The organism is Pseudomonas sp. S31, from assembly GCF_016648105.1.
Taxonomy (GTDB): domain Bacteria; phylum Pseudomonadota; class Gammaproteobacteria; order Pseudomonadales; family Pseudomonadaceae; genus Aquipseudomonas.
Map to the genome: position 1 here is coordinate 40,071 of NZ_JACVVE010000019.1, position 25,004 is coordinate 65,074.

Consider the following 25,004-nt stretch of genomic DNA (forward strand, 5'->3'; position numbering starts at 1 on the left):
GAACGGCTGCGCAATCCCCTAGGAGGCGCAGCCGGCTTTGCGATCAGCAATCCGGCTCGCCCGCCGTGAACCGCTTGGCCGGGTTCACCGCCGCCTTGAACTCGCGCAGCGCCTTGGCGCCGATCAGCAACGGGTAGTTGAAGTGGCTGCGGTCCACCAGGTTGACCTCGACGGTGCGCTTGACGTCACCCAGGCACAGCTCCAGGTCGACCACCGGGCGCTTGGAGAGCTCCGGTGCATCGCCTTCGTCTTCCTCGTCGACGCGATTCTTGATCTTGCTGATCCGTGACAGCTTGTGCTCGTACACTTTGCCATCCGCGTCCTTGGTCGCCAGGCGGAAGCGCACCCACTCCTCGCCGTCACGGCTGAACAGCTCTATGTCCTTGGCCGACAACGACGCGGTGTAGGCACCGGTGTCCATCTTGGCCTTGAGGGTCTGGTCGATTTCCGGCAAACCGATGTTCTCGTAACGGCCATAGAGGGTGGGCTCGGCGGCCATTACCGGTAGCGCCAGCAGGGACAACAGGGAAAGCAGTGGTTTCACGGGCAAGCTTCCTCGAATGGGTCGATGCTTAGACTGTTTGAATGGGTTAGGTTCGTTGTAACAAGGTTAAACAACATAATGTGAAACATTTGTTCCCGCCGTCGGGCATTGGACATTTGGCGTAAACCACGGGCCTGCTTATCATTGCCGGCCGTTTCGGTCCTACAACAAGAGTCTCCTTATGCGTCGCCTGCTGATTGGCATTCTCACGACCACCCTGCTGCTGCTCAACACCCTGGTGCTGATCGGCCCGCTGCTGGTCTTCGCCCTGCTCAAGCTGGTGCTGCCAGGCCGCGGTCGCGACTATGCCTCCTGGGCGGTGATGTGGATCGCCGAGACCTGGTCGGAAATCGACAAGGCCATCTTCGCCCTGTGCATCCCCACCCAGTGGGACATCCGAGGCGTCGAGAAACTGCGCCAGGACACATCGTATCTGGCCGTCAGCAACCATCAGACCTGGGTCGACATTCCTGCCCTGATCGAAAGCCTCAACCGCCGCACGCCGTTCTTCAAGTTCTTCCTGAAAAAAGAACTGATCTGGGTGCCATTGCTGGGCCTGGCCTGGTGGGGCCTGGATTATCCGTTCATGAAGCGCTACAGCAAGGCCTTCCTGGAAAAGCACCCTGAACTCAAGGGCAAGGACCTGGAAATCACCAAGGCGGCCTGCGAGCTGTTCAAGCGCCAGCCGGTGACCGTGGTCAACTACCTCGAGGGCACGCGCTTCACCGAAGCCAAACGCCTGGAACAGCAGTCGCCGTACCGCTACCTGCTCAAGCCCAAGGCCGGCGGCGTTGCGTTCGTGCTGGCTGCGTTGGGCGAACAACTGGACGCGCTGCTGGACGTGACCATCGTCTATCCCGGCAATCAGGCCCCGGGGTTCTGGGACTTGCTCAATGGCAGCATCAGTCGGGTGATTATCGACATTCGGGTGCGCGAACTGGAACCGACGCTGTGGGACGGGGATTACGAGAACGACCCGGCCTTCCGTCAGACGGTGCAGGCCTGGGTGAACCAGTTGTGGACAGAGAAAGACCAGCGGATCGAGCAGTTGCGGGCGGAGATGGGCTAATAAATGTTCACCTGTGCCGGCCCTTTCGCGGGTAAACCCGCTCCTACGGGCAACGCTACTCTGTAGGAGCGGGTTTACCCGCGAAAGCGCCAGAACAGGCCGCGCAAGATGCTGATTAGAAGCCAGTCTAATAATCGACATAAGGATTACTTCTTTGTAACCCCCACCTAACTGGATAAAAATCGACCTAAGCACAACTACAAAAACGCCAGGATCGATTAATGGCCAACCCTCCCAGCTCCACTCCCGCCCAACTGCGTCGCGTCCTGGGCCTTCCCGCCCTGGTGTTCTTCGGCCTGGTGTACATGGTCCCGCTGACCATCTTCACCACCTACGGCATCGTCACCGAACTCACCGGTGGCCGCACCGCCAGCGCCTACCTGGTCACCCTGGTGGCCATGCTGTTCACCGCCGCGTCCTACAGCTTCATGGTCAAGCGCTTTCCGGTCGCGGGTTCGGCGTACTCCTACACCAACATGGCCTTCGGCCCGAATGTCGGCTTCCTCGCCGGCTGGTCGCTGCTGCTGGATTACCTGTTCCTGCCGATGATCAACTACCTGCTGATCGGCCTGTTCCTCAACATCGCCTTCCCGGCCATCCCGGCGTGGTCCATCGCCCTGGCCTCGATCGTACTGGTGACGGTGCTCAATGTGGTCGGCATTCACTCTGTGGCCAAGACCAGCAACCTGATCGTCGGTGCGCAGATCGTCTTCATCGCAGTGTTCGTCGCGCTGTCGTGCCAGTCGCTGGCCGGCCAACCGATGGACCTGCTGTCGCCGCTGATGGGTGATGGTTCCAAGCCCGGCTTCGGCGCGATCATGGCCGGCGCGGCGGTGCTGTGCCTGTCGTTCCTCGGCTTCGATGCCGTCTCGACCTTGGCCGAGGAATGCCGCGATGCCCGTCGTGACGTACCGAGGGCGATCATTCTCACCACCCTGTTCGCTGGTGTGCTGTTCACCGTACTGGCCTACGTCAGCCAACTGGTGCTGCCGGGCAGCACCTTCGCCAATGCCGATGCGGCAGCGAACGAAGTGATGATCAAGGCAGGCGGGCAGTTCCTGGCCAACTTCTTCACCGCCGCCTACGTCGCTGGCAGCCTGGGCTCGGCGCTGGCTTCCCAAGCGGCGGTGTCGCGCATCCTGTTCACCATGGGCCGTGACAACGTGTTGCCACGGCGCAGCTTCGGCTACCTGTCGCCGCGCTTCGGCACGCCGGTGTTCGCCATCGCACTGGTGTCGGCGTTCTCGCTGCTGGCCCTGGTGATCGACCTGGCCACACTCGCCTCGTTGATCAGCTTTGGTGCACTGGTGGCGTTCTCGGCGGTGAACCTGGCGGTGGTGAAGACGCACCTGGTAGATGACACACGCCAGCGTAGCCTCAAGGGGCTGCTGTGCTATGGCCTGGTGCCGTTGGTGGGGTTGGGGCTGACGCTGTGGCTGTGGACCAGCCTGTCGGCGCTGACGCTGGTGATCGGGCTGTGCTGGTTTGCCTTGGGCCTTGCGTACCTGGCGGTACTGACCGCCGGCTTCCGCCGTCCGGTGCGGCTGGTGGATCTTTCCGAAGCTAGCTGAAGGTTGCACGGCCTCTTCGCGGGTAAACCCGCTCCTACACGTACAGCACCCTTCCTGTAGGAGCGGGTTTACCCGCGAAGAGGCCGGTGCAGCCTTTACAAGACCTTCAGACCGAGGGCTGGGTCAACGGCGCCGGCGTAGTCCACAAACTCCCCAGATTTTGCAGCAACGACCCGGCAATCCCCTGCTGCCCCAGATACTGCAGAATCAACGGCGCGAACTGCCCAATCATGCCGGTATCCATGCCAAGCGCCTTGAAGGCCTTGTCCAGGTCGGTGCGGTTCTCCACATCGTTGCCCAGCGCATTGCTCAACGCCGATTGGCTTTCGCTATTTTTGCCCAGCAACTCGCCCAGCCCGCTCAGGCCACCCAAGGCATTGGCGCCAGACAGCAGGTCGAGCCCCGGTACAGCCTTGGTCAACTGGCCATAATCGTCACTGCTGAGGTTGTTGCGCGCCAGCCCGAGCATGGCGCCTGCCCCGCCCACGGCCTGTTCGGGGGTGATGTTCAATTCACTGCCCAAGGTATTGAGCAAGTTGGCCTGCGCCTCGGGCGCCTGCACCTGGCCCTGTTGTTTCTGGTTCTGCATCGTCGACACGGCATTGGCGGCGTCGCTGAGGTTGAAGGCGAACACCGGGCTCGCGGCCAGGGTCATCAAGGTTGCCAGGGTGAATGCTTTCATCGGGAGGGACCTCGTTGGCCGGGATGGCCTGGGAAACGAGGCATTCGACTGGGGGGATGGGGCTTTGTTCCGGGCCGGCTATCGGCCCGTTTTCAAGTCGGTTGAAAGCACAACGCCCCCGGTTTGGGGGCGTTGCGTTCGAGGTTAGGCCGCGCCCCACATCTTGTGCGGGTCGATCACGAATTTCTTCGGTACCCCGGCATCGAACTCGCCATAGCCTTCCGGCGCCTGATCCAGGTTGATCACCTGTACCCCGACCACTTCGGCAATGTTGATGCGGTCCCACATGATCGCCTGCATCAGCTGACGGTTGTACTTCATGGTCGGCGTCTGGCCGGTGTGGAAGCTGTGCGACTTGGCCCAGCCCAGGCCGAAACGGATGCTCAACGCGCCGATCTTGGCGGCGGCGTCCACCGCACCCGGGTCTTCGGTCACGTACAGGCCCGGAATACCGATGTTGCCGGCCACGCGGGTCACCTGCATCAGCGAGTTCAGTACGGTGGCCGGCGCTTCATGCTTGGCACCTTCGTGGCCGTGGCCACGGGCCTCGAAGCCTACGGCATCGACGGCGCAGTCCACTTCCGGCTCACCGAGGATATCGACGATCTGCTCGTGCAGCGGGGTGTCCTTGGACAGGTCGACCACTTCGAAGCCCTGGGACTTGGCGTGGGCCAGGCGCGCCGGGTTCAGGTCACCCACGATCACACAGGCGGCGCCCAGCAGGCGCGCCGAGGCAGCGGCGGCCAAGCCGACCGGGCCGGCACCAGCGACGTAGACGGTGCTGCCTGGGCCTACACCTGCGGTTACGGCGCCGTGGTAGCCGGTCGGCAGGATGTCGGACAGGCAGGTCAGGTCACGGATCTTCTCCATGGCCTTGTCGCGATCCGGCAGCTTCAGCAGGTTGAAATCGGCGTACGGCACCAGCACGTATTCCGCCTGGCCGCCGGTCCAGTCGCCCATGTCGACGTAGCCGTAGGCACCGCCGGCGCGGGCCGGGTTGACGGTGAGGCAGACCCCGGTGTGCATCTCCTTGCACGAGCGGCAGCGACCGCAGGCGACGTTGAACGGCACCGAGACCAGGTCGCCAATCTTCAGGCGCTCGACATCACGCCCCATCTCGACGATTTCACCGGTGATTTCGTGGCCCAGGACCAGGCCGACCTGGGCAGTGGTGCGGCCACGGACCATGTGCTGATCGGAGCCGCAGATGTTGGTGGAAACCACCTTGAGGATCACGCCGTGCTCGATCTTCTTGCCGCGTGGGTCTTGCATTTTCGGGTAGTCGATCTTCTGCACCTCGACTTTGCCCGCGCCGAGATACACCACTCCACGATTGCCAGACATGCTCTTACCTCGCTTGATTTGTATTTATGCAGCGGTGGCGGAACGCGCCGCCTTCCATGGGCGGCATGTGTTACTGGTATGCGGGGAATTGTGGGCCTGATACGGCGTTTTGCGCTGACTGGAAGCGACAGAGAGATGCCTTTTAGCGGCAGGGGATAATGTGCTGTGCCCCTCGCGGGTAAACCCGCTCCTACAGGTACAACGCCGCCCTTGAGAGCAGCACAGCACCTGTAGGAGCGGCTTTAGCCGCGAATAGGCCGGGACAGGCTAATTAGAGAACGACAGTCCGGTTGGCGTTGAGGAACACCCGCCGCTCGATGTGATACCCCACCGCCCGCGCCAGGGTCAGGCACTCGATGTCGCGCCCTTTGGCGATCAGATCTTCGGGGTAATGGCTGTGGTCCACCACCTCCACGCCCTGGGCAATGATCGGCCCTTCGTCAAGGTCGTTGTTGATGTAGTGGGCCGTGGCCCCGACCATCTTCACACCCTTGTTGTACGCCTGGTGATAGGGCTTGGCACCCTTGAACCCAGGCAGCAACGAGTGGTGGATGTTGATCGCCCAGCCGTCCAGGCGCCGGCACAGTTCAGGCGACAACACCTGCATGTAGCGGGCAAGCACCACCAGCTCCGCGCCGGTTTCCTCGATCACCTGGATCACCTTGCGCTCCTGCGCCGGCTTGTCCTTCGGGTCGAGGGCGAAGTGGTAGTAGGGAATCTTGTGCCACTGCGCCAGCGGCTCGAGGTCCGGGTGGTTGGAGACCACCGCGACCACGTCCATGGCCAGCTGGCCGATACGCTGGCGATACAACAGGTCGTTCAGGCAATGGTCGGCCTTGGACACCATGATCACCACCTTGGGGCGGTGGTTCGGTGCGGTCAGCTCGAAGGTCATGCCGAATGCGTCGCTGCGCTCGGCGAGGCCGGCCCGAAAGCCCGCCTCGTCGAAGTCGTCCGGCTGGCGGAACTCCACGCGAATGAAGAAGCGTCCCGACAGCCGGTCGTCGAAGGAGTGGTGCTCCGTCACGTAGCAGCGCTGCTCGAAGAGATAACGCGTCACCACGTCGACGGTGCCGAGCATGCTCGGGCAGTCGGCGGTGAGAATCCAGGTATCCGGTGCCCGACTCATGTTCGCTCTCCTTACGCCTCGATGCTCAGGCCATATTCGGCCGAAGCGTCTTGCAGCCACAGCCACCAGTAGTCGGCGAAACTGCGACGGATCACCAGCTCCCAGGTGTCTTCGGCGGTGCGGCGGATCACCAGTTGCGACTTGGCGAACACGGTGCCGACAGCCTTGCCGACCGGGAAGTTGTTCGGGTGCACATCATAGCTGGTGGATTTCATCAGCACTTCGCGCACGTTCGGTCCGCGCAATTCCAGCAGGCTCTGCCCGCCGCTGACGTTGACCACCTGGATGTGCTGGCCGTCCAGGGCCGCACGCAGTTTCTGCTCGACGGCCAGTTCCTGGCCGCCAGGGACGATCAGCAGCCACTCGTCCGGGCCGACCCATTGCAGCGACGTATCGCCATTGGCCACCACGGTCAGGGCCACCGGCAACTCCAGGCCCAGAGCCTTGTGCACGCCTGCGGCGAATTCCGGGTCGTGGCCATCGCCACGGATGGTCAGGTGACCGAGGAATTTCTTCTCACGCAGGGTCACGCCTGCGTTCTTGCGGCCCTTGCCAACCAGGCTGGCCAGGTCGGCGTGGTGCAGCGGCGACTGGGCCTTGGCCTCGGTGCCGGGGTTTTGCTGGAAGACGTTGATAGCGCTCATTTCTTACCTGCCTTGAATTCTGTTGTTCCGTGCAACGCCGACCTTGTAGGAGCGGGTTTACCCGCGAAGAGGCCAGTAAGGCCAACATCGCATTCGCGGGTAAACCCGCCCCTACAGGGTTCGGCGCCACCATCCGGGGGCCTTAGACGTTCTGCCGCTCACCCTTCGGATCGAAGAACACCGAAGACACGATTTCCGCCTCGATCACGCTGCCATCGGCCTGCGGCGAGTAGACACGCTCGCCCATGCGCTTGAGGCCGCCCTTGACCACGCCCATGGCGAACGAATAGCCCAGGGAGTTGGCCGCGTAGCTGGAGGTGACGTGGCCGACCATGTCCATCGGGATCGGCTGCTTGGGATCGAATACCAGCTGGGCGCCTTCGGGCAGCCATTTGGTCGGATCCACAGGCTTGAGGCCCACCAGCTGCTTGCGGTTCTCGCGCACGCAGTCTTCGCGGTTCATGCCACGCAGGCCAATCCACGAGTACGGCTTGTTGCGGCCCACGCACCAGCTCATGTTGAGGTCGTCCGGGGTCATCGAACCGTCGGTGTCCTGGCCGACGATGATGAAGCCCTTCTCGGCCCGCAGTACGTGCATGGTCTCGGTGCCGTACGGAGTCAGGTTGTACTTCTTGCCAGCCTCGATGATCTGTTCCAGCACGCCCATGGCGTAGTTGGCCTGGACGTTGACTTCGTACGACAGCTCACCGGTGAACGAGATGCGGAACACACGGGCCGGCACGCCGCCGACGTTGCCTTCCTTCCAGGTCATGAACGGGAAGGCTTCCTTGTCCATGTCGATGTCGGTCAGCTCACTGAGCAGCTTGCGGCTGTTCGGGCCAGACAGGGTCATGGTGGCCCAGTGGTCGGTGACCGAGGTGAAGTACACCTTCATCTCCGGCCATTCGGTCTGGTGGTACAACTCCAGCCACTGCAGCACACGGGCGGCGCCGCCGGTGGTGGTGGTCATGATGAAGTGGTTGTCGCCGACGCAGGCGGTCACGCCGTCGTCGAAGACCATGCCGTCTTCCTTGCACATCAGGCCGTAGCGAGCCTTGCCCACGTCGAGCTTGGTCCAGGCGTTGGTGTAGATGCGGTTGAGGAACTCGCGGGCATCCGGGCCCTGGATGTCGATCTTGCCCAGGGTCGAGGCGTCCAGCAGGCCCACGCTGTCGCGCACGGCCTTGCACTCGCGGGCCACGGCAGCATGGATATCTTCACCGGCTTTCGGGAAGTACCAAGGGCGCTTCCACTGCCCGACGTCCTCGAACTCGGCGCCGTTCTTCACGTGCCAGGCATGCAGGGCGGTGAAGCGCACCGGCTCGAACAGGTGGCCACAGTGACGGCCCGCTACCGCGCCGAAGGTCACCGGCGTGTAGTTGGGGCGGAACATGGTGGTACCCATTTCCGGGATGGTGATGCCGATCGAACGGGCGGCGATGGCCAGGCCGTTGATGTTGCCCAGCTTGCCCTGGTCGGTACCGAAGCCCAGGGCGGTGTAGCGCTTGACGTGCTCGACCGACTCGAAGCCTTCGCGGGTGGCCAGCTCGATGGCCGCAGCGGTGACGTCGTTCTGCTGGTCGACGAACTGCTTGGGCGCACGGGCGGTGCCTTTGTCGTGGGGCACCTGGAACAGCGCCACGGTGGCCTCTTCCTTGCGCGCCACGGTTTTCGGCAGGCTGCCGACGCTGGCCTTGAAGCCGGCTTCGGTGGCTGCGCGGGCGCCGCCTTCGAAGCCATCGGCAATCACATCGCCCAAGGCGTAAACGCCGTTGATACCACCCACGCATTCGCGTTTTTGCGGGGCATCGCCTGGCACGAAGCCCAGGATGTCTTCACGCCACACCGGGCGACCGCCCAAGTGCGAGGCGAGGTGGACGATCGGGCTGTAGCCGCCGGAGGTGGCGATCAGGTCGCAGTCCAGGGTTTCGCCCGGGCTGGTGACCTTGTGTGCCTGCACATCGATGGCGGCCACGCGGGCACCGGTGACGTGCTTGCTGCCCTTGGCCTCGATCACCGCGCTGGAGGTGAGAATGCGAATACCCTTGGCACGCGCCTCCTCGACCAGCGAACCGCGTGGGTTGTGGCGGGCGTCGGCGATGGCCACCACTTGCAGGCCGGCGTCGTGCCAGTCGAGCGCGGCGCGGTAGGCGTGGTCGTTGTTGGTCGACAGCACCAGCTTGCGGCCCGGGGCCACGCCGTAGCGGCGCACATAGGTGGACACGGCACCGGCCAGCATGTTGCCCGGCACGTCGTTGTTGCCGTACACCAGCGGACGCTCGTGGGCGCCGGCAGCCAGGACCACGCGCTTGGCGCGGACGCGGTGCACACGGTGGCGAACCTGGCCGATCGGCGCGCGGTCGCCGAGGTGGTCGGTGAGGCGCTCGTGGATGGTCAGGAAGTTGTGGTCGTGATAGCCGTTGACCGTGGCGCGTGGCAGCAGGGTCACTTCCGGCAGGCTTTCCAGCTCCTTGACCACGGCGTTGACCCAGTCGGTGGCAGGCTTGCCATCGAGGGTTTCGCGGGTGTCGAGCAGGCTGCCGCCGAACTCTTCCTGCTCATCGGCGAGGATCACGCGGGCGCCGCTGCGGGCGGCGGCCAGGGCGGCAGCCAGGCCCGCAGGGCCAGCACCGACGATCAGCACGTCGCAGTGCTGGTTCATGTAGTCGTAGCTGTCCGGGTCGTTCTGCAGCGGCGCACGGCCCAGGCCGGCGGCTTTGCGGATGTACTTCTCGTAAGTCATCCAGAACGATTTCGGGTACATGAAGGTTTTGTAGTAGAAGCCCGGCGGCATCATGCTGCCGCCGACCTTGCCGAGGATGCCCATGACGTCGTTGTTGACGTTCGGCCAGCCATTGGTGCTGGTGGCGACCAGGCCGGCGTACAGGGCCTGCTGGGTGGCGCGCACGTTGGGGATCTGGGTCGCTTCGCTGGAGCCGATCTGCAGGATGGCGTTCGGCTCTTCGGTACCGGCGGCGATGATGCCGCGCGGGCGCGAGTACTTGAAGCTGCGGCCGACGATGTCGACGCCATTGGCGAGCAACGCGGCGGCCAGGCTGTCACCGGCATAGCCCTGGTAGCTCTTGCCGTTGAAGCTGAAGTTCAGGACCTTGCTGCGGTCGATGCGGCCGCCGCTGGCGAGGCGATAGGTCTGGCTCATACTTTTTCCCCTTGGCCTTTGACGGTCGACGGTGCGCTGCTTGGCTTGCCGCCTGCGGTCACCTGCGGCTTCTCGCCAATCTTGTAGGTTTCCAGAATTTCGTAGGTCACGGTGTCACGGGTGACGTTGAAGTACTGACGGCAACCGGCGACGTGGTCCCACAGTTCGTGGTGAATCCCGCGTGGGTTGTCACGGAAGAACATGTAGGTGCCCCACTCCTCGTCGGAGCAGGCGTTAGGGTCCAGCGGGCGGGCGATGTGCGCCTGGCCAGAGGCGTGGAACTCTTCTTCGGAGCGCAGCTCGCCGCAATGGGGACAGAAAATTTGCAACATGACGGTGGCTCCGGTTAGTGGGCGACGGCAGCGGCGCCGTGTTCGTCGATCAGCGCGCCGTTGTAGAAACGGTCGATGGAGAATGGCGCGGCCAGCGGGTGCATCTCGCCCTTGGCCAGGCTCGCCGCGAAGACGTTGCCCGAGCCCGGGGTGGCCTTGAAGCCGCCAGTACCCCAGCCGCAGTTGAAGAACATGTTCTTGACCGGGGTCTTGGAGATGATCGGGCAAGCGTCCGGGGTGGTGTCGACGATGCCGCCCCACTGGCGGTTCATGCGTACGCGCGAGAGGTTCGGGAACATCTCGACGATCGCCTGCAGGGTGTGCTCGATCACCGGGTACGAACCGCGCTGGCCATAGCCGACCCAGCCGTCGATACCGGCGCCGATCACCAGGTCGCCCTTGTCGGACTGGCTGATGTAGCCGTGTACGGCGTTGGACATGATCACACTGTCGATGATCGGCTTGATCGGCTCGGAAACCAGCGCCTGCAGCGGGTGCGATTCCAGCGGCAGGCGGAAGCCGGCGAGCTTGGCCATGTGCCCGGAGTTACCGGCAGTGACCACGCCGACGCGCTTGGCGCCGATGAAGCCCTTGTTGGTTTCGACACCGATCACCGCGCCGTTTTCCTTGCGGAAGCCGATCACTTCGGTCTGCTGGATCAGGTCCACGCCCAGGGCGTCGGCGGCACGGGCGAAGCCCCAGGCCACGGCATCGTGACGGGCCACGCCGCCACGGCGCTGGACGGTGGCACCGAGGATCGGGTAGCGGGTGTTCTTCGAGCAGTCCAGGTACGGGATCTCGGCCGCGACCTGGGCAGTGTTGAGCAGCTCACCATCGACGCCGTTGAGGCGGTTGGCGCTGACCCGACGCTCGGAGTCGCGCATGTCCTGCAGGGTGTGGCACAGGTTGTAGACGCCACGCTGGGAGAACATCACGTTGTAGTTGAGGTCTTGGGACAGGCCCTCCCACAGCTTCATGGCGTGCTCGTACAGATGCGCCGACTCGTCCCACAGGTAGTTGGAACGCACGATGGTGGTGTTACGGGCGGTGTTGCCGCCGCCCAGGTAACCCTTCTCGATCACCGCGACGTTGGTGATGCCGTGCTCCTTGGCCAGGTAGTAGGCCGTGGCCAGGCCATGGCCGCCACCGCCGACGATGACCACGTCGTAGACCTTTTTCGGGGTCGGCGTGCGCCACATGCGCTGCCAGTTCTCGTGATGGCTGAGGGAGTGTTTGAGAAGGCCGAAGCCCGAATAGCGTTGCATGGTCGTCTGCTCCACTCAGCGGTAAACAGGGAAATCTGCGCACAGGGCCGCGACGTTCTTCGCCACATCGGCTTCGACGTCTGCGTCACCGAGGTTGTCGAGGATGTCGCAGATCCAGCCGGCCAGGGCCACACATTGCGCGACCTTGAAGCCACGCGTGGTGACGGCCGGGGTGCCGATACGCAGGCCCGAGGTGACGAACGGCGACTGCGGATCGTTCGGCACGGCGTTCTTGTTGACGGTGATGTGCGCGCGGCCCAGGGCGGCGTCGGCATCCTTGCCGGTCAGGCCCTGGCGGATCAGGCTGACCAGGAACAGGTGGTTGTCGGTGCCACCGGAAACCACGTCGTAGCCACGGTCGACGAATACCTGGGCCATGGCCTGGGCGTTCTCGATCACTTGTTTCTGGTAGCTCTTGAACTCAGGTTCCAGCGCTTCCTTGAAGCACACGGCCTTGGCGGCGATGACGTGCATCAGCGGGCCGCCCTGGGCGCCCGGGAACACCGCGGCGTTGAGCTTCTTCTCGATCTCTTCGTTGGACTTGGCCAGAATCAGCCCGCCACGCGGACCACGCAGGGTCTTGTGGGTGGTGGTGGTGACCACGTCGGCGAACGGAATCGGGTTCGGGTACAGGCCTGCGGCGACCAGGCCGGCGACGTGGGCCATGTCGACGAACAGCAACGCACCGACCTTGTCGGCGATGGCGCGGAAGCGTGGGAAGTCGAGGGTCTTGGAGTAAGCCGAGAAACCAGCGACGATCATCTTCGGCTTGTGTTCGACGGCCAGGCGCTCGACTTCATCGTAGTCGATCAGGCCGGTATTGGTGTCGATACCGTACTGAACGGCGTTGTACAGTTTGCCCGAGGACGACACCTTGGCGCCGTGGGTCAGGTGGCCGCCGTGGGCCAGGCTCATGCCCAGGATGGTGTCGCCAGCCTGCAGCAAGGCCAGGTACACCGCGCCGTTGGCCGAGGAGCCGGAGTGTGGCTGAACGTTGGCGTAGTCGGCGCCGAACAGCTGCTTGGCGCGCTCGATGGCCAGCGCCTCGACCTTGTCGACGTGCTCGCAGCCACCGTAGTAGCGCTTGCCTGGGTAGCCTTCGGCGTACTTGTTGGTCAGGCCGCTGCCCTGGGCCTGCATCACGCGCTTGGAGGTGTAGTTTTCCGAGGCGATCAGCTCGATGTGGTCTTCCTGGCGCTGTTCTTCGGCATTCATCGCCGCCAGCAGTGCATCGTCGTAACCCTGGATCTGGTCTTGCTTGCTGAACATCGTGTATCTCCCGGCAGCGATCGTTTTTGTCGTAGGGCACTGTGGCCCTTTGTGGCGATGGTATGACTGGCCGGGGCGGGTCAGATGCCTGCGCACGCCTTGCAATGGCGCGTTTACGACATTCGTTGCAGCGGAGTGCCTGGGCCGGCCTCTTCGCGGGTAAACCCGCTCCTACAGGCAGCGTGCAGCCCTGTAGGAGCGGGTTTACCCGCGAAAGGGCCGCCACTGACAACCTGTGAATCAATGGTTTAGAGTGCCTTTCTGCGCCACGAAAAGGACCGCTGTGATGACCGACAACAACCAACAATTCGCCAGCGACAACTATTCCGGCATCTGCCCCGAAGCCTGGGCGGCCATGGAAAAGGCCAATCACGGCCACGAGCGCGCCTATGGCGACGACCAGTGGACCGAGCGCGCCGCCGAGTACTTCCGCCATTTGTTCGAAACCGACTGCGAGGTGTTCTTCGCCTTCAACGGCACCGCCGCCAACTCTCTGGCCCTGGCCTCGCTGTGCCAGAGCTACCACAGCGTGATCTGCTCCGAGACCGCCCACGTCGAGACCGACGAATGCGGCGCGCCGGAGTTCTTCTCCAACGGCTCAAAGCTGCTCACCGCCGCCAGCGTCAACGGCAAGCTGACGCCCCAGTCGATTCGCGAGGTGGCGCTCAAGCGCCAGGACATCCATTACCCCAAGCCGCGAGTGGTGACCTTGACCCAGGCCACCGAGGTAGGCACGGCGTATCGCCCCGACGAGCTCAAGGCGATCAGCGCCACCTGCAAGGACCTGGGGCTGAACCTGCACATGGACGGTGCGCGTTTCAGCAACGCCTGCTCGTTTCTTGGCTGCACCCCGGCCGAGCTGAGCTGGAAGTCGGGGGTCGATGTGTTGTGCTTTGGCGGCACCAAGAACGGCATGGCGGTGGGCGAGGCGATCCTGTTCTTCAATCGCCAGCTGGCCGAGGACTTCGACTACCGCTGCAAGCAGGCGGGGCAACTGGCGTCGAAGATGCGCTTCCTGTCGGCGCCTTGGGTCGGCTTGCTGGAAGGCGGCGCGTGGTTGCGCCATGCCGCGCATGCCAACCGCTGCGCGCAGTTGCTGGCATCACTGGTGGCGGATTTGCCTGCTGTCGAGCTGATGTTCCCGGTGGAGGCCAACGGGGTGTTCCTGCAGATGCCGGAAGCTGCCTTGGACGCGTTGCGCGGCAAGGGTTGGCGCTTCTATACCTTCATCGGCAGCGGCGGTGCGCGGTTCATGTGCTCGTGGGATACCGAGGAGGCGCGGGTACGCGAGCTGGCGGCGGATATCCGCGGCATTCTCGGTGCCTGACAGATAGCCGGGAGGGCTTCGCCCTCCCCGCAGCCAATCAGGATTCGGCGATGGTCTTGACGATGGCGTCCACCGTGGCGTCGATCTGCGCCTGGGTCCGCTCCAGCGTCTGCTGGTGTTCCTTCTGCAGCTCCACCTGTTTCGAACACAGGTTCAGGGCCGCCAGCACCAGCAGCTTGTCGCCGATCAAGGTCGGGTATGAACGCTTGGTCTCGGCCAGGGCGGTGTTGAGCATCCGCACTGCCTGCGCCAGGGTTTCTTCCTGGCCTTCGGGCGCCTTGATCGAATAGTCGCTGCCCAGGATCGACACGACATTGATCGGCTGCGCTTGCAGTCTCATGCGCCGACGACGCCGGCACTGGCACGCTCGACCAGCGCCTGGATGCGCGCGGCAGTGGCACCGTGCTTCTCTTCCTGCTCCATCAGCGACAGCTGCAGGGTCTCGTTTTCTTCCTTGGCCTGGGCCAGTTCCTGGCCAAGGGCGGTGTTCTGCTCGGTGAGTTGAGCATTCTTGTGCAGCAGGTCGCTGACCAGTTGCTCGAGTTGATTCAGGGAGGCTTCCAACATGGGGCAGATCTCGGGTTGTTGCAAAGGGCGCACACGATAAAGAAAAGCGCGAACCCTCGCCATTAAATACTGGATTAACAAGGCAAAAGCCCTGCGCAGATTGACAGGCTGAGGGGCACCTTGTTCCGGCCTGGGTCAACCGTCGGTCGAGTATTTAGAGAGCACCCTTCTATTTTTTTCAGTCCGCCTCAAGGCCACTCGGTCACGACCGATAGCGAGGGTGAGTCATATTTCGTCGTACTGACCGCGCCCCCCTCTACTCCTTGCCTGGATCCTTTCCATGTCCTTACGCAACATGAATATCGCCCCACGCGCGCTGCTCGGGTTCGCCTTGATCGGCGTGCTGATGCTCGGCCTCGGTATCTTTTCGCTCATGCAAATGGGCAGCATTCGACAGGCCGGCGTCACCATCGAGAAAATCAGCGTACCCAGCATCAAGGCCCTCGACGAACTGACCGCGCTGAACCTGCGCCTGCGCACCCTGTCGTTCCGCCTGCTGCTCAACCGCGAGGCGCAGAACCAGCAAGAGATCCTCAACCTGCTGGAGCAGCGCAATGGCCAGATCGACAACGCCCGCCGCACCTACGAGCCGCTGATCGCCGCCGCCGACGAGCGGGCCGCCTATGAGCAGTACGTGCAGTTGCTCAACCAGTATCGCCAGCTCGAATCGCGCATGCGCAGCCTCAGCCAGGCCGACAAGACCGAAGAGCTGCGCGCCTTGATCAACACCGAGGTGCAGGCCAACTCCGAGCAGATCAACCAGGTCATGGACAACCTGGTGCGCATCAACACCGAGCAGAGCCGCCAGACCAACGCCACCGCCGCCAGCCAGTACGGCGCCGCCTTCGCCCTGGTCATCGGCCTGCTGGTGGCCGCCACCGTGCTGACCTTCCTCTGCGCCTTCCTGCTGACCCGCAGCATCGTCAAGCCGATCGACGACGCGCTCAAGGCCGCCGAACAGATCGCCGATGGCGACCTGACCCACAACATCGATGCCGACGGCACCGACGAAGCCGCACGCCTGCTGCGCGCCATGGCCCGCATGCAGGACAAGCTACGCGAAACCCTGCACCTGATCTCTGGCTCCGCCACCCAGCTGGCCTCGGCTGCCGAGGAGCTCAACGCGGTCACCGACGAAAGCGCCCGGGGCCTGCAGCAGCAGAACAACGAGATCGAGCAGGCTGCCACCGCGGTCACCGAGATGACCAGCGCCGTGGAAGAAGTGGCGCGCAATGCCGTGAGCACGTCGGAAGCATCCAGCGATGCCAGCCGTTCGGCCGGCGACGGCCGTGACCTGGTCATGGAAACCGTGGGCGCCATCGAGCGCATGAGCGGCGACGTGCAGGCCACCGCCAAGCTCATCACCCACCTGGCCGAGCAATCGCGTGACATCGGCAAGGTGCTGGACGTGATCCGTGGCCTGGCCGACCAGACCAACCTGCTGGCGCTCAACGCCGCGATCGAAGCGGCGCGTGCCGGCGAGGCGGGCCGTGGCTTTGCCGTGGTGGCCGACGAGGTGCGTGCGCTGGCCCACCGCACCCAACAGTCGACCAGCGAAATCGAGCGCATGATCGGCAGCATCCAGGGCGGTACCGAAGAGGCGGTGGAGTCGATGCGTACCAGCACCGAGCGCGCCGAGTCGACGCTGAACATCGCCAAGGGCGCGGGCCTGGCACTGGATACCATCGCTGGCGCGGTGGCGCAGATCAACGAACGCAACCTGGTGATCGCCAGCGCGGCAGAGGAACAGGCCCAGGTGGCGCGGGAAGTGGACCGCAACCTGGTGAACATCAACGACCTGTCGGTGCAGAGCGCGACCGGGGCGCACCAGACCAGTGCGGCGAGCGCCGAGCTGTCGCGCCTGGCGGTGGATCTGAACGGGTTGGTGGCGAGGTTCCGTACCTGACATGGCTGGGGCCGCTTCGCGGCCCATTCGCGGGGCAAGCCCGCTCCCACAAGTACTCCAACACCCTCAGGTCCAGCGAGGTACTTGTGGGAGCGGGCTTGCCCCGCGAAGAGGCCATCAAATCCACACAGCATCCCAATGTGGATAATCGCCAGCACGGCGAACCAATCCAGCTCTTATGGGATTGGCAACGATGTACCTGGCCACATGCCGGACATTCTCCTCACAGCGCAAGGCACGGTCCTGATAGCCCGGCTGCCATACCCTCCGGCGCGGCATGCCGCGTCGATAAAGCGCATGACTGCTGCGTGACTTGAATCTGCGCATCAGGCCACATAATGTCCCGCTTCGTAACTCGATCAGCCAATGCACATGGTCAGGCATGACCACCCAAGCCAAGGACCGGCAAAGTCCATCGAGCTCGGTTTGCCTTAGTTCGTGGATAACGCTGCGGGCGAGTTGGAGGTGGGTGAAGATTCGTTTGCGCTCTTGGGTAACTGTGGTCAATAGGTATAGCCCGCCTGGCTGAGAGAAGCGGCCGCGGCGCAGCAGGTGGGATTGAGCACGGTCCATGTGTTACTCCCTTCAAAGATTCAGGGAAACACTAGGTCAGCGCGTGGCGGTGCGAGATGGAGAATGGTTGCTGGATGTTGGAGGCAGTGCCGGCCTCTTCGCGGGGCAAGCCCGCTCCCACAGTACCCCACTCAACCTGAGGACAGTGGAAAACCTGGGGGAGCGGGCTTGCCCCGCGAATAGGCTGCAAAGCAGCCCCAGGTCATGTGCGGATCAATAATCGATCCGCACATCCCCCTTCGGCACACTGCAGCACGACAGGATGTAGCCCTCGGCCTCGTCTTCCTCGGTAATCCCGCCGTTGTGCTCCATCTCCACTTCGCCGCCCAGCTTGAGCACCTTGCAGGTGCCGCAGATGCCCATGCCGCAGGCTTTGGGAATCATCAGGCCGACTTTCGCCGCCGCTGCGTGCACGGTTTCGCCCGGGGCCACGCGAATGCTCTTCTCGCTGCCGATGAACTCCACCAGGTTGAGGTCGGACACGTCCACTTCCGGCGCGTCGGCGGCCTGCTCGGCATGCTCTACCGCATCGGCCTTGGCTTCCGCCGGCGTCGCGCCGAACGATTCCTCGTGGTAGTTCTGCATGTCGAAGCCGACCGCCTCGAGCATACGCTTGACCGCCGTCATGTACGGGGTCGGGCCGCAGCAGAAGATGGTGCGCTCCATGTAGTCCGGGGCGATCAGCTCCATCAATCGCTGGTTCAGATAGCCGCGGTAACCCGCCCAGGGCTCGCCCAGACCGTGCTTCTCGCAAATGATGTGCAGGCTGAAGTTGGGGATGCGCGAGGCCATCTGCTCCAGCTCGCGGTGGTAGATGATGTCCTTGGGCGAACGAGCGCTGTGCACGAACACCATGTCGACATTGGCATTGGTGTCGTAGAACCAGCGGGCCATGGACATCACCGGGGTGATGCCGACGCCGCCCGAAAGGTAGAGCACCTTGCCGGCCGGGAAATCGATGGCGTTGAACAGCCCCACCGGCCCGTGCACTGGCAGCTCGGCGCCTTCGTGCATGGTGTCGTGGAGGAAGTTCGAGACCTGCCCGCCCGGCACCCGCTTCACCGTGATGGAAAAGCTGTACGGCACCGACGGTGAGCTGGAGATGGTGTAGGAACGCATCACCGGCTTGCCTTCGATCTCCAGCTCCAGGGTGACGAACTGCCCTGGCTTGAAGAAGAACATGATCGGCTGGTCGGCCATGAAGCAGAAGGTGCGCACGTCCCAGGTCTCCTGGATGACCTTGACGCAGCGCACGATGTGGCGGCCGTTGGCCCAGGTCTGGGTGCTGACCGGATTGAGGAAGGTATCGGACATGTTCTTCTCCAGCGGCCGACTATGGCCCTTTTTATGGCTCCGATAATGCGCAAGCCGAGGGCGGCACACATTCCTGCCAGCGACATCGGCGTGCTTATCGCGACCAGCCCCGCGCTACAAGGGCTGGCGCGTCGTAATTCAAATCGGCCATGTCGCCCATGGATACGGTTCACGGCGTCTTCGGACGCACACTCCACCGCAAAACAACCTGCTGTTCGTTCGCAACAGCCTTGCGGCACCACAACAACGATTAGCCACCTTTTGCCGGCCGCACACGGCCCCGAGGAATACACGATGGACGTCACCGCAACCCTGAGCCTGGGCGATCCACTGGAACCTGCACGCAAGGCCACCGCCGAGATGCTGCAGACCCGCGAGCGCACCTACTCGCTGCCCCAGCCTTTCTACACCGACGAGCGTCTGTTCCAGATCGACATGCAGGAGATCTTCCACAAGGAATGGCTGATCGCCGGCATGACCTGCGAGATTCCGGCCAAGGGCAACTACATCACCCTGCAGATCGGCAAGAACCCGATCATCGTGGTGCGCGGCGCCGAGGGTAAGGTGCATGCCTTCCACAACGTCTGCCGCCACCGTGGCTCGCGCCTGTGCGTGAGCGAAAAGGGCAAGGTGGCCAAGCTGGTCTGCCACTACCACCAGTGGACCTACGAGCTGGATGGTCGCCTGCTGTTCGCCGGCACCGAAATGGGCGCCGACTTCGACATGAAGGAGTACGGCCTGAAGCCGGTGAACGTGAAGGTCGCCGGTGGCTACATCTTCATCAGCCTGGCGGAAAACCCACCGGCAATCGACGAGTTCCTGGCCACCCTGGACCACTACATGGAACCGTACGACATGGAAAACACCAAGGTGGCGGTACAGACCACCTTGATGGAAAAGGCCAACTGGAAGCTGGTGCTGGAAAACAACCGCGAGTGCTACCACTGCTCCGGTTCACACCCAGAATTGCTGCAGACCCTGCTGGAGTGGGACGACACCAACGACCCACGCGCCGACCAGGCCTTCAAGGACCATGTGGCCGCTTCCGCCGCCGCCTGGGAAGCCGAGAAGATCCCGTACCTGCACAAGAGCCACGGCCTGCGTAACCGCATCGTGCGCATGCCGCTGCTCAAGGGCACCGTGTCGATGACCATGGACGGCAAGCAGGCCTGCCAGAAGCTGATGGGCCGCATCAAGAACCCGGACCTGGGCTCGATGCGCATCCTGCACCTGCCGCACTCGTGGAACCACTGCATGGGCGACCACATGATCGTCTTCACCGTGTGGCCGATCAGCGCCCAGGAAACCATGGTCACCACCAAGTGGCTGGTGCACAAGGATGCGGTCGAAGGCGTGGACTACAACCCCGAGCACATGCGCAAGGTGTGGGACGCCACCAACGACCAGGACCGTCGCCTGGCCGAAGAGAACCAGCGCGGGATCAACTCCACCGCCTACCAGCCAGGCCCCTACTCGAAGACCTACGAGTTCGGCGTGGTCAACTTCATCGACTGGTACAGCCAGCGCGTGCTGGAGAACCTCGGTGCCGAGCCTGCGCCTTATCTCAAGGAAGTGACCGCGCAATAACCCCCCGCAGCGGCACAACAACGCCACGGCTGATGCTTCAGCCGTGGCGTTTTACATTGCAATCCAGAGCCTGCCAACAGGTTTTCCACAGGTTGTGAGCACTATCCCCGAACGTACGCAAACAACCTTCGTGTCCGGCCCCTGTACGTTTTTTGATCAAATCTACGAAAGCCACGATCTACCTGGCCTGCAGCCTCTATCGAACACCTTGTCCACAGATGAACCAACAGATTTTGTGAGCAGTGTGCGACAGGCACCTTTTTCCGCTGTGGATAAGCGATTCAACTCCCTGTATCCACGGGATAAAGGCATTCTCACACGCAATCGATCATTTATTGATCAATATCTTGAAAGCCGCGCGAATAAAGGCCTGCAGAATTCGTCGAACATATTATCCACAGAGCGACCAACAGCGATTGTGGGAAACCTGGCGACGTATCCGTGCCCACGCTGTGCAAGGACCACCGTTCGAACTGGTCGTTTTTCGATCAAAGGCTTACAGGCCTCATGATACGAGGGCTCGGGAGATGAGCGAACACTTTATCCACACCTTGGCAAACAGATTCAGTGGGCAAAAGTCGGGAAAGAAGGAGGTCTGTGGATTTGTGGCTGTGGAAGGGGTTCAGAAGGCTTGTGCAGGGGAGTTATACACAGATGACCGCCCAGACCCTATCGCCGACCGGCCGGCGATAGGGCCGTGGGATTCAGCGCAACACGCCCTCCTCCACCAGCAGCCTGAGAATCGCCTCCGCGCCTTCCTGTGGAGAAACGTCCTTCAGCACCTTGCCACCCCCACCACTGGCCTTGGCCGTGGCAGCCTTCATCCGGTCGGCGCCGCTCTTGGCCTTGATCACCTTGAGCCGCTTGGGTCGTGGTCGCGCCGGTTGCAGCTCGGCCTCGGCCAGCAGTTCATCGTCGACGATGGCCACGTCGCGTGCTGCCAGCACACCCCGCCGGGCAGGCCCAAAGGCGCTCTGGCGCGGCTTGGGCGCGGCGTTATCCACAGTCGCCAGGAGCGGCAGGCGCACCTTCAGCCGCCGCCGCTGACCACGCGGAAGGGCCTGCAGTACCTGCGCCGTGCCGTTGTCGATCGACTCCACCTCGGCGAGGCCCACGATCAACGGCCAGCCCAGCCTTTCCGCCAGCAGGAACGGCAACATACCCGACCCCTCACCGGTTTCCGCCTGGCTGCCAGCCAGCACCAACTGGGCCCCGGCATCGCGCAGGTAGTCGCCGAGCACGCCGAGCACATCGGCGCCCGCCGGCTGCTCCAGCACATCCAGGTGATCGAGGCCCATGCCCAGGTACGCGCGCAGCGCCTCCTCACGCGGATCGCCGGCGTGTACCACCTGCAAGTTATCCCCAGCCAGCTGCAAGCCCAGCTCCACGGCTCGGGCATCCTGTTCGGCGCGACGCGCGCGACCGGAACTGGGGTGGGCACCGATGGAAACCAGGCTGATGACTTTCGTACTCATGCTCATGCCCTTATGCCGCGTCGCGCTGGCCGCCACTGCGGAAGTTTTCCACAGCCTCGATCAGCGCCTGGAGAATTGCCGAACTATCGCCAATCACCGACAGGTCGGCCCGTTTGATCATGTCGCAGCCAGGGTCCATGTTGATCGCCACCACCTTGTCGCAGGCACCGATGCCTTGCAGGTGCTGGATCGCCCCGGAGATGCCCACCGCCACGTAGACCCGCGCGGTGACCCAGGTACCGGTGGCACCCACCTGGCGGTTGCGCGGCATGAAGCCGTCGTCCACCGCCACCCGCGAAGCGCCCTCGGTGGCGCCGAGCGCCGCAGTGGCCTGGTGGTACAGGTCCCAGTCCTTGACACCGTTGCCGCCAGAGACGATGAACTCGGCCTCGGCCATGGCGATGGTGGCCGGATCCACCGCCACCGAGCCAAGGTCTTCGATGCGCGACAGGCTGCGTGCGACGCTTGTGGACAACTCCACCGGCAAGGCTTCGTGGCGAGTTTCGCTGACCGGTTCGGCGCACTCCGCCGCGCCCAGGATCAGCCGTGGCACGGCACGTTGCAGGTCTTGCTGGCCCGCGCCAGCGCGGCCGATGCACTGCCCATCCTTGACCTGCCAGACACGCGTGGCCGGCCGCTCGCCCAGCGCCGCGCCCAGGCGCCGGCCGAGTTCGCCGCCACCGGTGCGGCTGTCGGGCAACAACCAGTGACGGGGAGCGAACTGGTTATCCACAGCGCGCAGGCCCTGCACCAGTTGCTCCGGTGCATAACCCTGGTATTGCTCGCCGTCGAGGACCAGCAAGCGATCGACGCCGGCTGTGGAAAAGTGGCTTTCCTTGTGTTCGCCGAACACCACCGCCAGCACCGCACCATCGTTACCGGCCAGGCTGTGGGCCAGGCCGAGCAGGTCGCGGTCGTGGCTGCCGAGGCGGCCACCGACCATGTCCGGTACCACGGCGATGTAGAACGCAGGCATCGGCACCTGGTGCAGCGGCAACTGCACCTCGGCCGCCGCGCTGCGCCGCCCGCCGACAGCGGTGCCCTGCTGGGCCCCGCTGCGGTCGATACGCTTGATCCCGGCCGGGCCGATGAAGCCTGCCGCGATGGCATGGGGGTTCTTGCGGATGAGGCCGTGGGGGCCCATCCAGCGAGTCTGTTGCGTCTGCATGGCCGCATGCAGCGGATGCAGGCGGTTACGGGCGATCCACTCGGCGCGTGGGTCGCGGCGGATGATGTCGCTCATCAGTGCACCTCCGCAGGTTCACGTTTAGCCGGTTGCGACTTTGCGGCCGCAGGGGTGTCTTCTTCGATCAGTACATCGGCGACCAGCTCGGCGAGGTCCTTGATCTGCGGGCGCGGTTCGACCACGCCTTCGAGCATCGCGGTGCACTGTGGGCAGCCCACCGCCACCAGCTCGGCCTCGGTCTCGCGGATGTCGTCCATGCGCATGTCGGGAATGCGCTGCTTGCCCGGGATGTCGGTGATCGGCGCACCGCCACCACCGCCGCAGCAACGGGAACGGAAGCCCGAGCGCTGCATCTCGCGCACTTCGATGCCCAGCGCCTTGAGCACATCGCGCGGGGCTTCATATTCACCGTTGTAGCGGCCCAGGTAGCATGGGTCGTGGTAGGTGACGCTGCCGCCCTTGTGCTGGCCGAGGTTGAGCTTGTTGGCCGCGATCAGTTCGGCGATGTAGGTGCTGTGGTGTTGCACCTGATAGTCGCCGCCCAGGGCGCCGTACTCGTTCTTGAGCACATGGAAGCTGTGCGGGTCGCAGGTGACGATGCGCTGGAAGCTGTACTTGCCCAGGGTCTGGATGTTGCGCCTGGCCAACTGCTGGAAGGTCGCTTCGTCACCCAGCCGACGCGCCACGTCGCCGCTGTCGCGCTCTTCCAGGCCGAGCACGGCGAAGTCCACGCCGGAGGCCTTGAGCACTTTGACGAACGCGCGCAGGGTGCGCTGGTTGCGCATGTCGAAGGCACCATCGCCGACCCAGAACAGCACCTCGGTGGTTTTCACCTCCGCCAGCAGTTTCAGGTTGAGGTCGGCCGCCCAGTTCATCCGCCCGCCGGGAGCGAAGCCGCCTGGGTTGTCGGTGGCGATCAGGTTGTCCAGCACCTCGGCGCCCTTGTTCGGGGTCGCGCCCTTTTCCAGGGTCAGGTGACGGCGCATGTCGACGATGGCATCGACGTGCTCGATCATCATCGGGCACTCCTCGACGCAGGCGCGGCATGTGGTGCACGACCACAGCGTTTCGGCATCGACCAGGCCATTGACGATCGGCTGGTGCGGGTGACCGCCGTGCTCGCCGATCGGCTTGCCAGGGTATGGGCTGCCGGCGAACTGCGCGTCGGTGCCACCGGCCAAGCCGATGACCATGTCCTGGATGAGTTTCTTCGGGTTCAGCGGCTGGCCAGCGGCGAACGCCGGGCACATGGCTTCACATTTGCCGCACTGCACGCAGGCATCGAAGCCGAGCAGTTGGTTCCAGGTGAAATCCACCGGTTTTTCCACGCCCAGCGGCGCGTTCGGGTCTTCCAGGTCCAGCGGCTTGAGGCCGGTGGAGCGGCCGCCGCCGAAACGTTCGGCGCGGCGATGCCAGGCCAGGTGCAGGGCACCGGCGAAGGCGTGCTTCATCGGCCCGCCCCAGGTCATGCCGAAGAACAGCTCGGACACGCCCCACAGCACGCCCAGGCCAAGCACACCGACCATCACCCAGCCACCGGTATTGGCCGGCAGGATGCCGGCGACCGGCAAGGTGGCGATGAAGAAGCTCGCGGCGAAAACCAGCAGGCTTTTCGGCAGGCGCATCCATGGGCCCTTGGACAGGCGCGAAGGTGGGTTCAGGCGGCGCTTGAAGACGAAGATGGCGCCACTGAACATGATCACCGTGGCCACCAGCAGGGCGTAGCCGAGGATCTTGCTCTGCAGCCCGAAGCCATGCACCAGGATCGCCAGCGCGGCCGACAGCACGAAGCCGCCTGCGGTGGCCACGTGGGTCTTGGACATGTACTTGTCGCGCTCGACCACATGGTGCAGGTCGACCAGATAGCGCCGCGGCATGGCCAGCAGGCCGCCGATCAGGTCGACCTTGCTTGGCCGGCCACGCCGCCACATGCGCACCCGGCGCAGGGCGCCGAGCACTGCCAGGCCAAGGGCAGCGAACAGCAGGATGGGTAGAAGGGTGTTCAACATGGGAGGCTCCCACAACAGCTGGATTCTTGCGCCACGCCCAAGGGCGGCGCG

At 63.8% G+C, this 25,004-nt stretch carries 21 protein-coding genes; 5 read left to right on the forward strand and 16 right to left on the reverse strand.

The annotated features are described in order from the left end of the window. Nucleotides 1-43: 43 nt before the first annotated feature. The gene (gene rloA2 / locus IAE37_RS15465) at nt 44-544 is read right to left on the reverse strand and encodes a retropepsin-like aspartic peptidase RloA2 (RefSeq protein ID WP_201174950.1); all 501 of its coding nucleotides are present in this window, start codon (nt 542-544) and stop codon (nt 44-46) included. 181 nt (nt 545-725) lie between these two features. Here rloA2 and IAE37_RS15470 point away from each other — a divergent pair, with 181 nt between their 5' ends. Together IAE37_RS15470 and IAE37_RS15475 are read left to right on the forward strand one after the other, a co-directional pair. Further along, nucleotides 726-1,613 (forward strand): acyltransferase, encoded by an 888-nt coding sequence (locus IAE37_RS15470; protein WP_201174952.1) that lies wholly within the window; start codon nt 726-728, stop codon nt 1,611-1,613. A gap of 221 nt (nt 1,614-1,834) precedes the next feature. Next, entirely contained in the window at nt 1,835-3,184 is a 1,350-nt protein-coding gene (locus IAE37_RS15475; protein WP_201174954.1) for an APC family permease, read from the forward strand. A 106-nt stretch (nt 3,185-3,290) separates the two neighbouring features. Here IAE37_RS15475 and IAE37_RS15480 read toward each other — a convergent pair whose 3' ends face one another. From IAE37_RS15480 to IAE37_RS15515, 8 genes are all read right to left on the reverse strand, one after another. Then, the gene (locus IAE37_RS15480) at nt 3,291-3,866 is read right to left on the reverse strand and encodes a DUF2780 domain-containing protein (RefSeq protein ID WP_201174957.1); all 576 of its coding nucleotides are present in this window, start codon (nt 3,864-3,866) and stop codon (nt 3,291-3,293) included. Nucleotides 3,867-4,010: 144 nt separating this feature from the next. Next, the gene (gene fdhA, locus IAE37_RS15485) at nt 4,011-5,210 is read right to left on the reverse strand and encodes a formaldehyde dehydrogenase, glutathione-independent (protein WP_060480490.1); all 1,200 of its coding nucleotides are present in this window, start codon (nt 5,208-5,210) and stop codon (nt 4,011-4,013) included. 271 nt (nt 5,211-5,481) lie between these two features. Beyond that, entirely contained in the window at nt 5,482-6,339 is an 858-nt protein-coding gene (purU, locus tag IAE37_RS15490; protein ID WP_201174966.1) for a formyltetrahydrofolate deformylase, read from the reverse strand. Between the two features lie 11 nt (nt 6,340-6,350). Then, the gene (locus IAE37_RS15495) at nt 6,351-6,983 is read right to left on the reverse strand and encodes a sarcosine oxidase subunit gamma (RefSeq protein WP_201174967.1); all 633 of its coding nucleotides are present in this window, start codon (nt 6,981-6,983) and stop codon (nt 6,351-6,353) included. A 142-nt stretch (nt 6,984-7,125) separates the two neighbouring features. Continuing rightward, the gene (locus tag IAE37_RS15500) at nt 7,126-10,143 is read right to left on the reverse strand and encodes a sarcosine oxidase subunit alpha (RefSeq protein WP_201174968.1); all 3,018 of its coding nucleotides are present in this window, start codon (nt 10,141-10,143) and stop codon (nt 7,126-7,128) included. Beyond that, on the reverse strand, nt 10,140-10,475 hold the full coding sequence (locus tag IAE37_RS15505; protein ID WP_201174969.1) for a sarcosine oxidase subunit delta: 336 nt from the start codon (nt 10,473-10,475) through the stop codon (nt 10,140-10,142). Before IAE37_RS15505 ends, IAE37_RS15500 begins: the two co-directional genes overlap by 4 nt. A 14-nt stretch (nt 10,476-10,489) precedes the next feature. Further along, complete coding sequence (locus tag IAE37_RS15510) at nt 10,490-11,740, reverse strand: sarcosine oxidase subunit beta family protein (RefSeq protein WP_201174971.1); 1,251 nt, start codon at nt 11,738-11,740, stop codon at nt 10,490-10,492. A gap of 15 nt (nt 11,741-11,755) precedes the next feature. Then, nucleotides 11,756-13,009 carry a serine hydroxymethyltransferase gene (locus tag IAE37_RS15515; RefSeq protein WP_136912556.1) on the reverse strand — a complete coding sequence of 418 codons (1,254 nt, stop codon included), beginning with the start codon at nt 13,007-13,009 and terminating at the stop codon, nt 11,756-11,758. A gap of 286 nt (nt 13,010-13,295) precedes the next feature. Between IAE37_RS15515 and IAE37_RS15520 the strand changes: the two genes are divergently transcribed. Next, nucleotides 13,296-14,336, forward strand: coding sequence for a threonine aldolase family protein (locus tag IAE37_RS15520; protein ID WP_201174972.1), 1,041 nt, complete (start codon nt 13,296-13,298; stop codon nt 14,334-14,336). A 37-nt stretch (nt 14,337-14,373) separates the two neighbouring features. On the opposite strand, the gene IAE37_RS15525 is transcribed toward IAE37_RS15520, so the two are convergent. Then, a complete protein-coding gene (locus tag IAE37_RS15525) occupies nt 14,374-14,676 on the reverse strand; it encodes a cell division protein ZapA (protein ID WP_201174973.1) in 303 nt (100 codons plus the stop codon). Continuing rightward, the gene (locus IAE37_RS15530; protein WP_201174974.1) at nt 14,673-14,903 is read right to left on the reverse strand and encodes a hypothetical protein; all 231 of its coding nucleotides are present in this window, start codon (nt 14,901-14,903) and stop codon (nt 14,673-14,675) included. Before IAE37_RS15530 ends, IAE37_RS15525 begins: the two co-directional genes overlap by 4 nt. A 280-nt stretch (nt 14,904-15,183) precedes the next feature. On the opposite strand from IAE37_RS15530, the gene IAE37_RS15535 reads away from it, so the two are divergent. After that, complete coding sequence (locus IAE37_RS15535) at nt 15,184-16,809, forward strand: methyl-accepting chemotaxis protein (protein ID WP_201174975.1); 1,626 nt, start codon at nt 15,184-15,186, stop codon at nt 16,807-16,809. Nucleotides 16,810-16,926: 117 nt separating this feature from the next. Here the strand turns inward: IAE37_RS15535 and IAE37_RS15540 are convergent, their stop codons facing one another. Both IAE37_RS15540 and gbcB read right to left on the reverse strand, forming a co-directional pair. Further along, nucleotides 16,927-17,382 (reverse strand): REP-associated tyrosine transposase, encoded by a 456-nt coding sequence (locus tag IAE37_RS15540; protein ID WP_201174976.1) that lies wholly within the window; start codon nt 17,380-17,382, stop codon nt 16,927-16,929. 213 nt (nt 17,383-17,595) lie between these two features. Further along, nucleotides 17,596-18,696, reverse strand: a complete 1,101-nt coding sequence (gene gbcB, locus IAE37_RS15545) for a glycine-betaine demethylase subunit GbcB (protein ID WP_201174977.1) — start codon at nt 18,694-18,696, stop codon at nt 17,596-17,598. Nucleotides 18,697-18,990: 294 nt separating this feature from the next. On the opposite strand from gbcB, the gene gbcA reads away from it, so the two are divergent. Continuing rightward, on the forward strand, nt 18,991-20,283 hold the full coding sequence (gene gbcA / locus IAE37_RS15550) for a glycine-betaine demethylase subunit GbcA (protein ID WP_201174979.1): 1,293 nt from the start codon (nt 18,991-18,993) through the stop codon (nt 20,281-20,283). A 704-nt stretch (nt 20,284-20,987) separates the two neighbouring features. On the opposite strand, the gene etfB is transcribed toward gbcA, so the two are convergent. From etfB to dgcB, 3 genes are read right to left on the reverse strand one after another with little or no spacing between them, the layout of a single operon-like run. Next, on the reverse strand, nt 20,988-21,758 hold the full coding sequence (gene etfB, locus IAE37_RS15555) for an electron transfer flavoprotein subunit beta (protein ID WP_201174980.1): 771 nt from the start codon (nt 21,756-21,758) through the stop codon (nt 20,988-20,990). Nucleotides 21,759-21,768: 10 nt separating this feature from the next. Continuing rightward, complete coding sequence (gene etfA, locus IAE37_RS15560; RefSeq protein WP_201174981.1) at nt 21,769-23,001, reverse strand: electron transfer flavoprotein subunit alpha; 1,233 nt, start codon at nt 22,999-23,001, stop codon at nt 21,769-21,771. After that, nucleotides 23,001-24,953, reverse strand: a complete 1,953-nt coding sequence (gene dgcB / locus IAE37_RS15565) for a dimethylglycine demethylation protein DgcB (RefSeq protein ID WP_201174982.1) — start codon at nt 24,951-24,953, stop codon at nt 23,001-23,003. Before dgcB ends, etfA begins: the two co-directional genes overlap by 1 nt. Nucleotides 24,954-25,004: the final 51 nt, after the last annotated feature.

Bases quoted from the DNA above. Each gene is read 5' to 3' on its own strand.
- IAE37_RS15470 (WP_201174952.1), top strand. From the start codon at position 726: ATGCGTCGCCTGCTGATTGGCATTCTCACGACCACCCTGCTGCTGCTC.
- IAE37_RS15475 (WP_201174954.1), top strand. From the start codon at position 1,835: ATGGCCAACCCTCCCAGCTCCACTCCCGCCCAACTGCGTCGCGTCCTG.
- IAE37_RS15480 (WP_201174957.1), bottom strand. From the start codon at position 3,866: ATGAAAGCATTCACCCTGGCAACCTTGATGACCCTGGCCGCGAGCCCG.
- fdhA (WP_060480490.1), bottom strand. From the start codon at position 5,210: ATGTCTGGCAATCGTGGAGTGGTGTATCTCGGCGCGGGCAAAGTCGAG.
- purU (WP_201174966.1), bottom strand. From the start codon at position 6,339: ATGAGTCGGGCACCGGATACCTGGATTCTCACCGCCGACTGCCCGAGC.
- IAE37_RS15495 (WP_201174967.1), bottom strand. From the start codon at position 6,983: ATGAGCGCTATCAACGTCTTCCAGCAAAACCCCGGCACCGAGGCCAAG.
- IAE37_RS15500 (WP_201174968.1), bottom strand. From the start codon at position 10,143: ATGAGCCAGACCTATCGCCTCGCCAGCGGCGGCCGCATCGACCGCAGC.
- IAE37_RS15505 (WP_201174969.1), bottom strand. From the start codon at position 10,475: ATGTTGCAAATTTTCTGTCCCCATTGCGGCGAGCTGCGCTCCGAAGAA.
- IAE37_RS15510 (WP_201174971.1), bottom strand. From the start codon at position 11,740: ATGCAACGCTATTCGGGCTTCGGCCTTCTCAAACACTCCCTCAGCCAT.
- IAE37_RS15515 (WP_136912556.1), bottom strand. From the start codon at position 13,009: ATGTTCAGCAAGCAAGACCAGATCCAGGGTTACGACGATGCACTGCTG.
- IAE37_RS15520 (WP_201174972.1), top strand. From the start codon at position 13,296: ATGACCGACAACAACCAACAATTCGCCAGCGACAACTATTCCGGCATC.
- IAE37_RS15525 (WP_201174973.1), bottom strand. From the start codon at position 14,676: ATGAGACTGCAAGCGCAGCCGATCAATGTCGTGTCGATCCTGGGCAGC.
- IAE37_RS15530 (WP_201174974.1), bottom strand. From the start codon at position 14,903: ATGTTGGAAGCCTCCCTGAATCAACTCGAGCAACTGGTCAGCGACCTG.
- IAE37_RS15535 (WP_201174975.1), top strand. From the start codon at position 15,184: ATGTCCTTACGCAACATGAATATCGCCCCACGCGCGCTGCTCGGGTTC.
- IAE37_RS15540 (WP_201174976.1), bottom strand. From the start codon at position 17,382: ATGGACCGTGCTCAATCCCACCTGCTGCGCCGCGGCCGCTTCTCTCAG.
- gbcB (WP_201174977.1), bottom strand. From the start codon at position 18,696: ATGTCCGATACCTTCCTCAATCCGGTCAGCACCCAGACCTGGGCCAAC.
- gbcA (WP_201174979.1), top strand. From the start codon at position 18,991: ATGGACGTCACCGCAACCCTGAGCCTGGGCGATCCACTGGAACCTGCA.
- etfB (WP_201174980.1), bottom strand. From the start codon at position 21,758: ATGAGTACGAAAGTCATCAGCCTGGTTTCCATCGGTGCCCACCCCAGT.
- etfA (WP_201174981.1), bottom strand. From the start codon at position 23,001: ATGAGCGACATCATCCGCCGCGACCCACGCGCCGAGTGGATCGCCCGT.
- dgcB (WP_201174982.1), bottom strand. From the start codon at position 24,953: ATGTTGAACACCCTTCTACCCATCCTGCTGTTCGCTGCCCTTGGCCTG.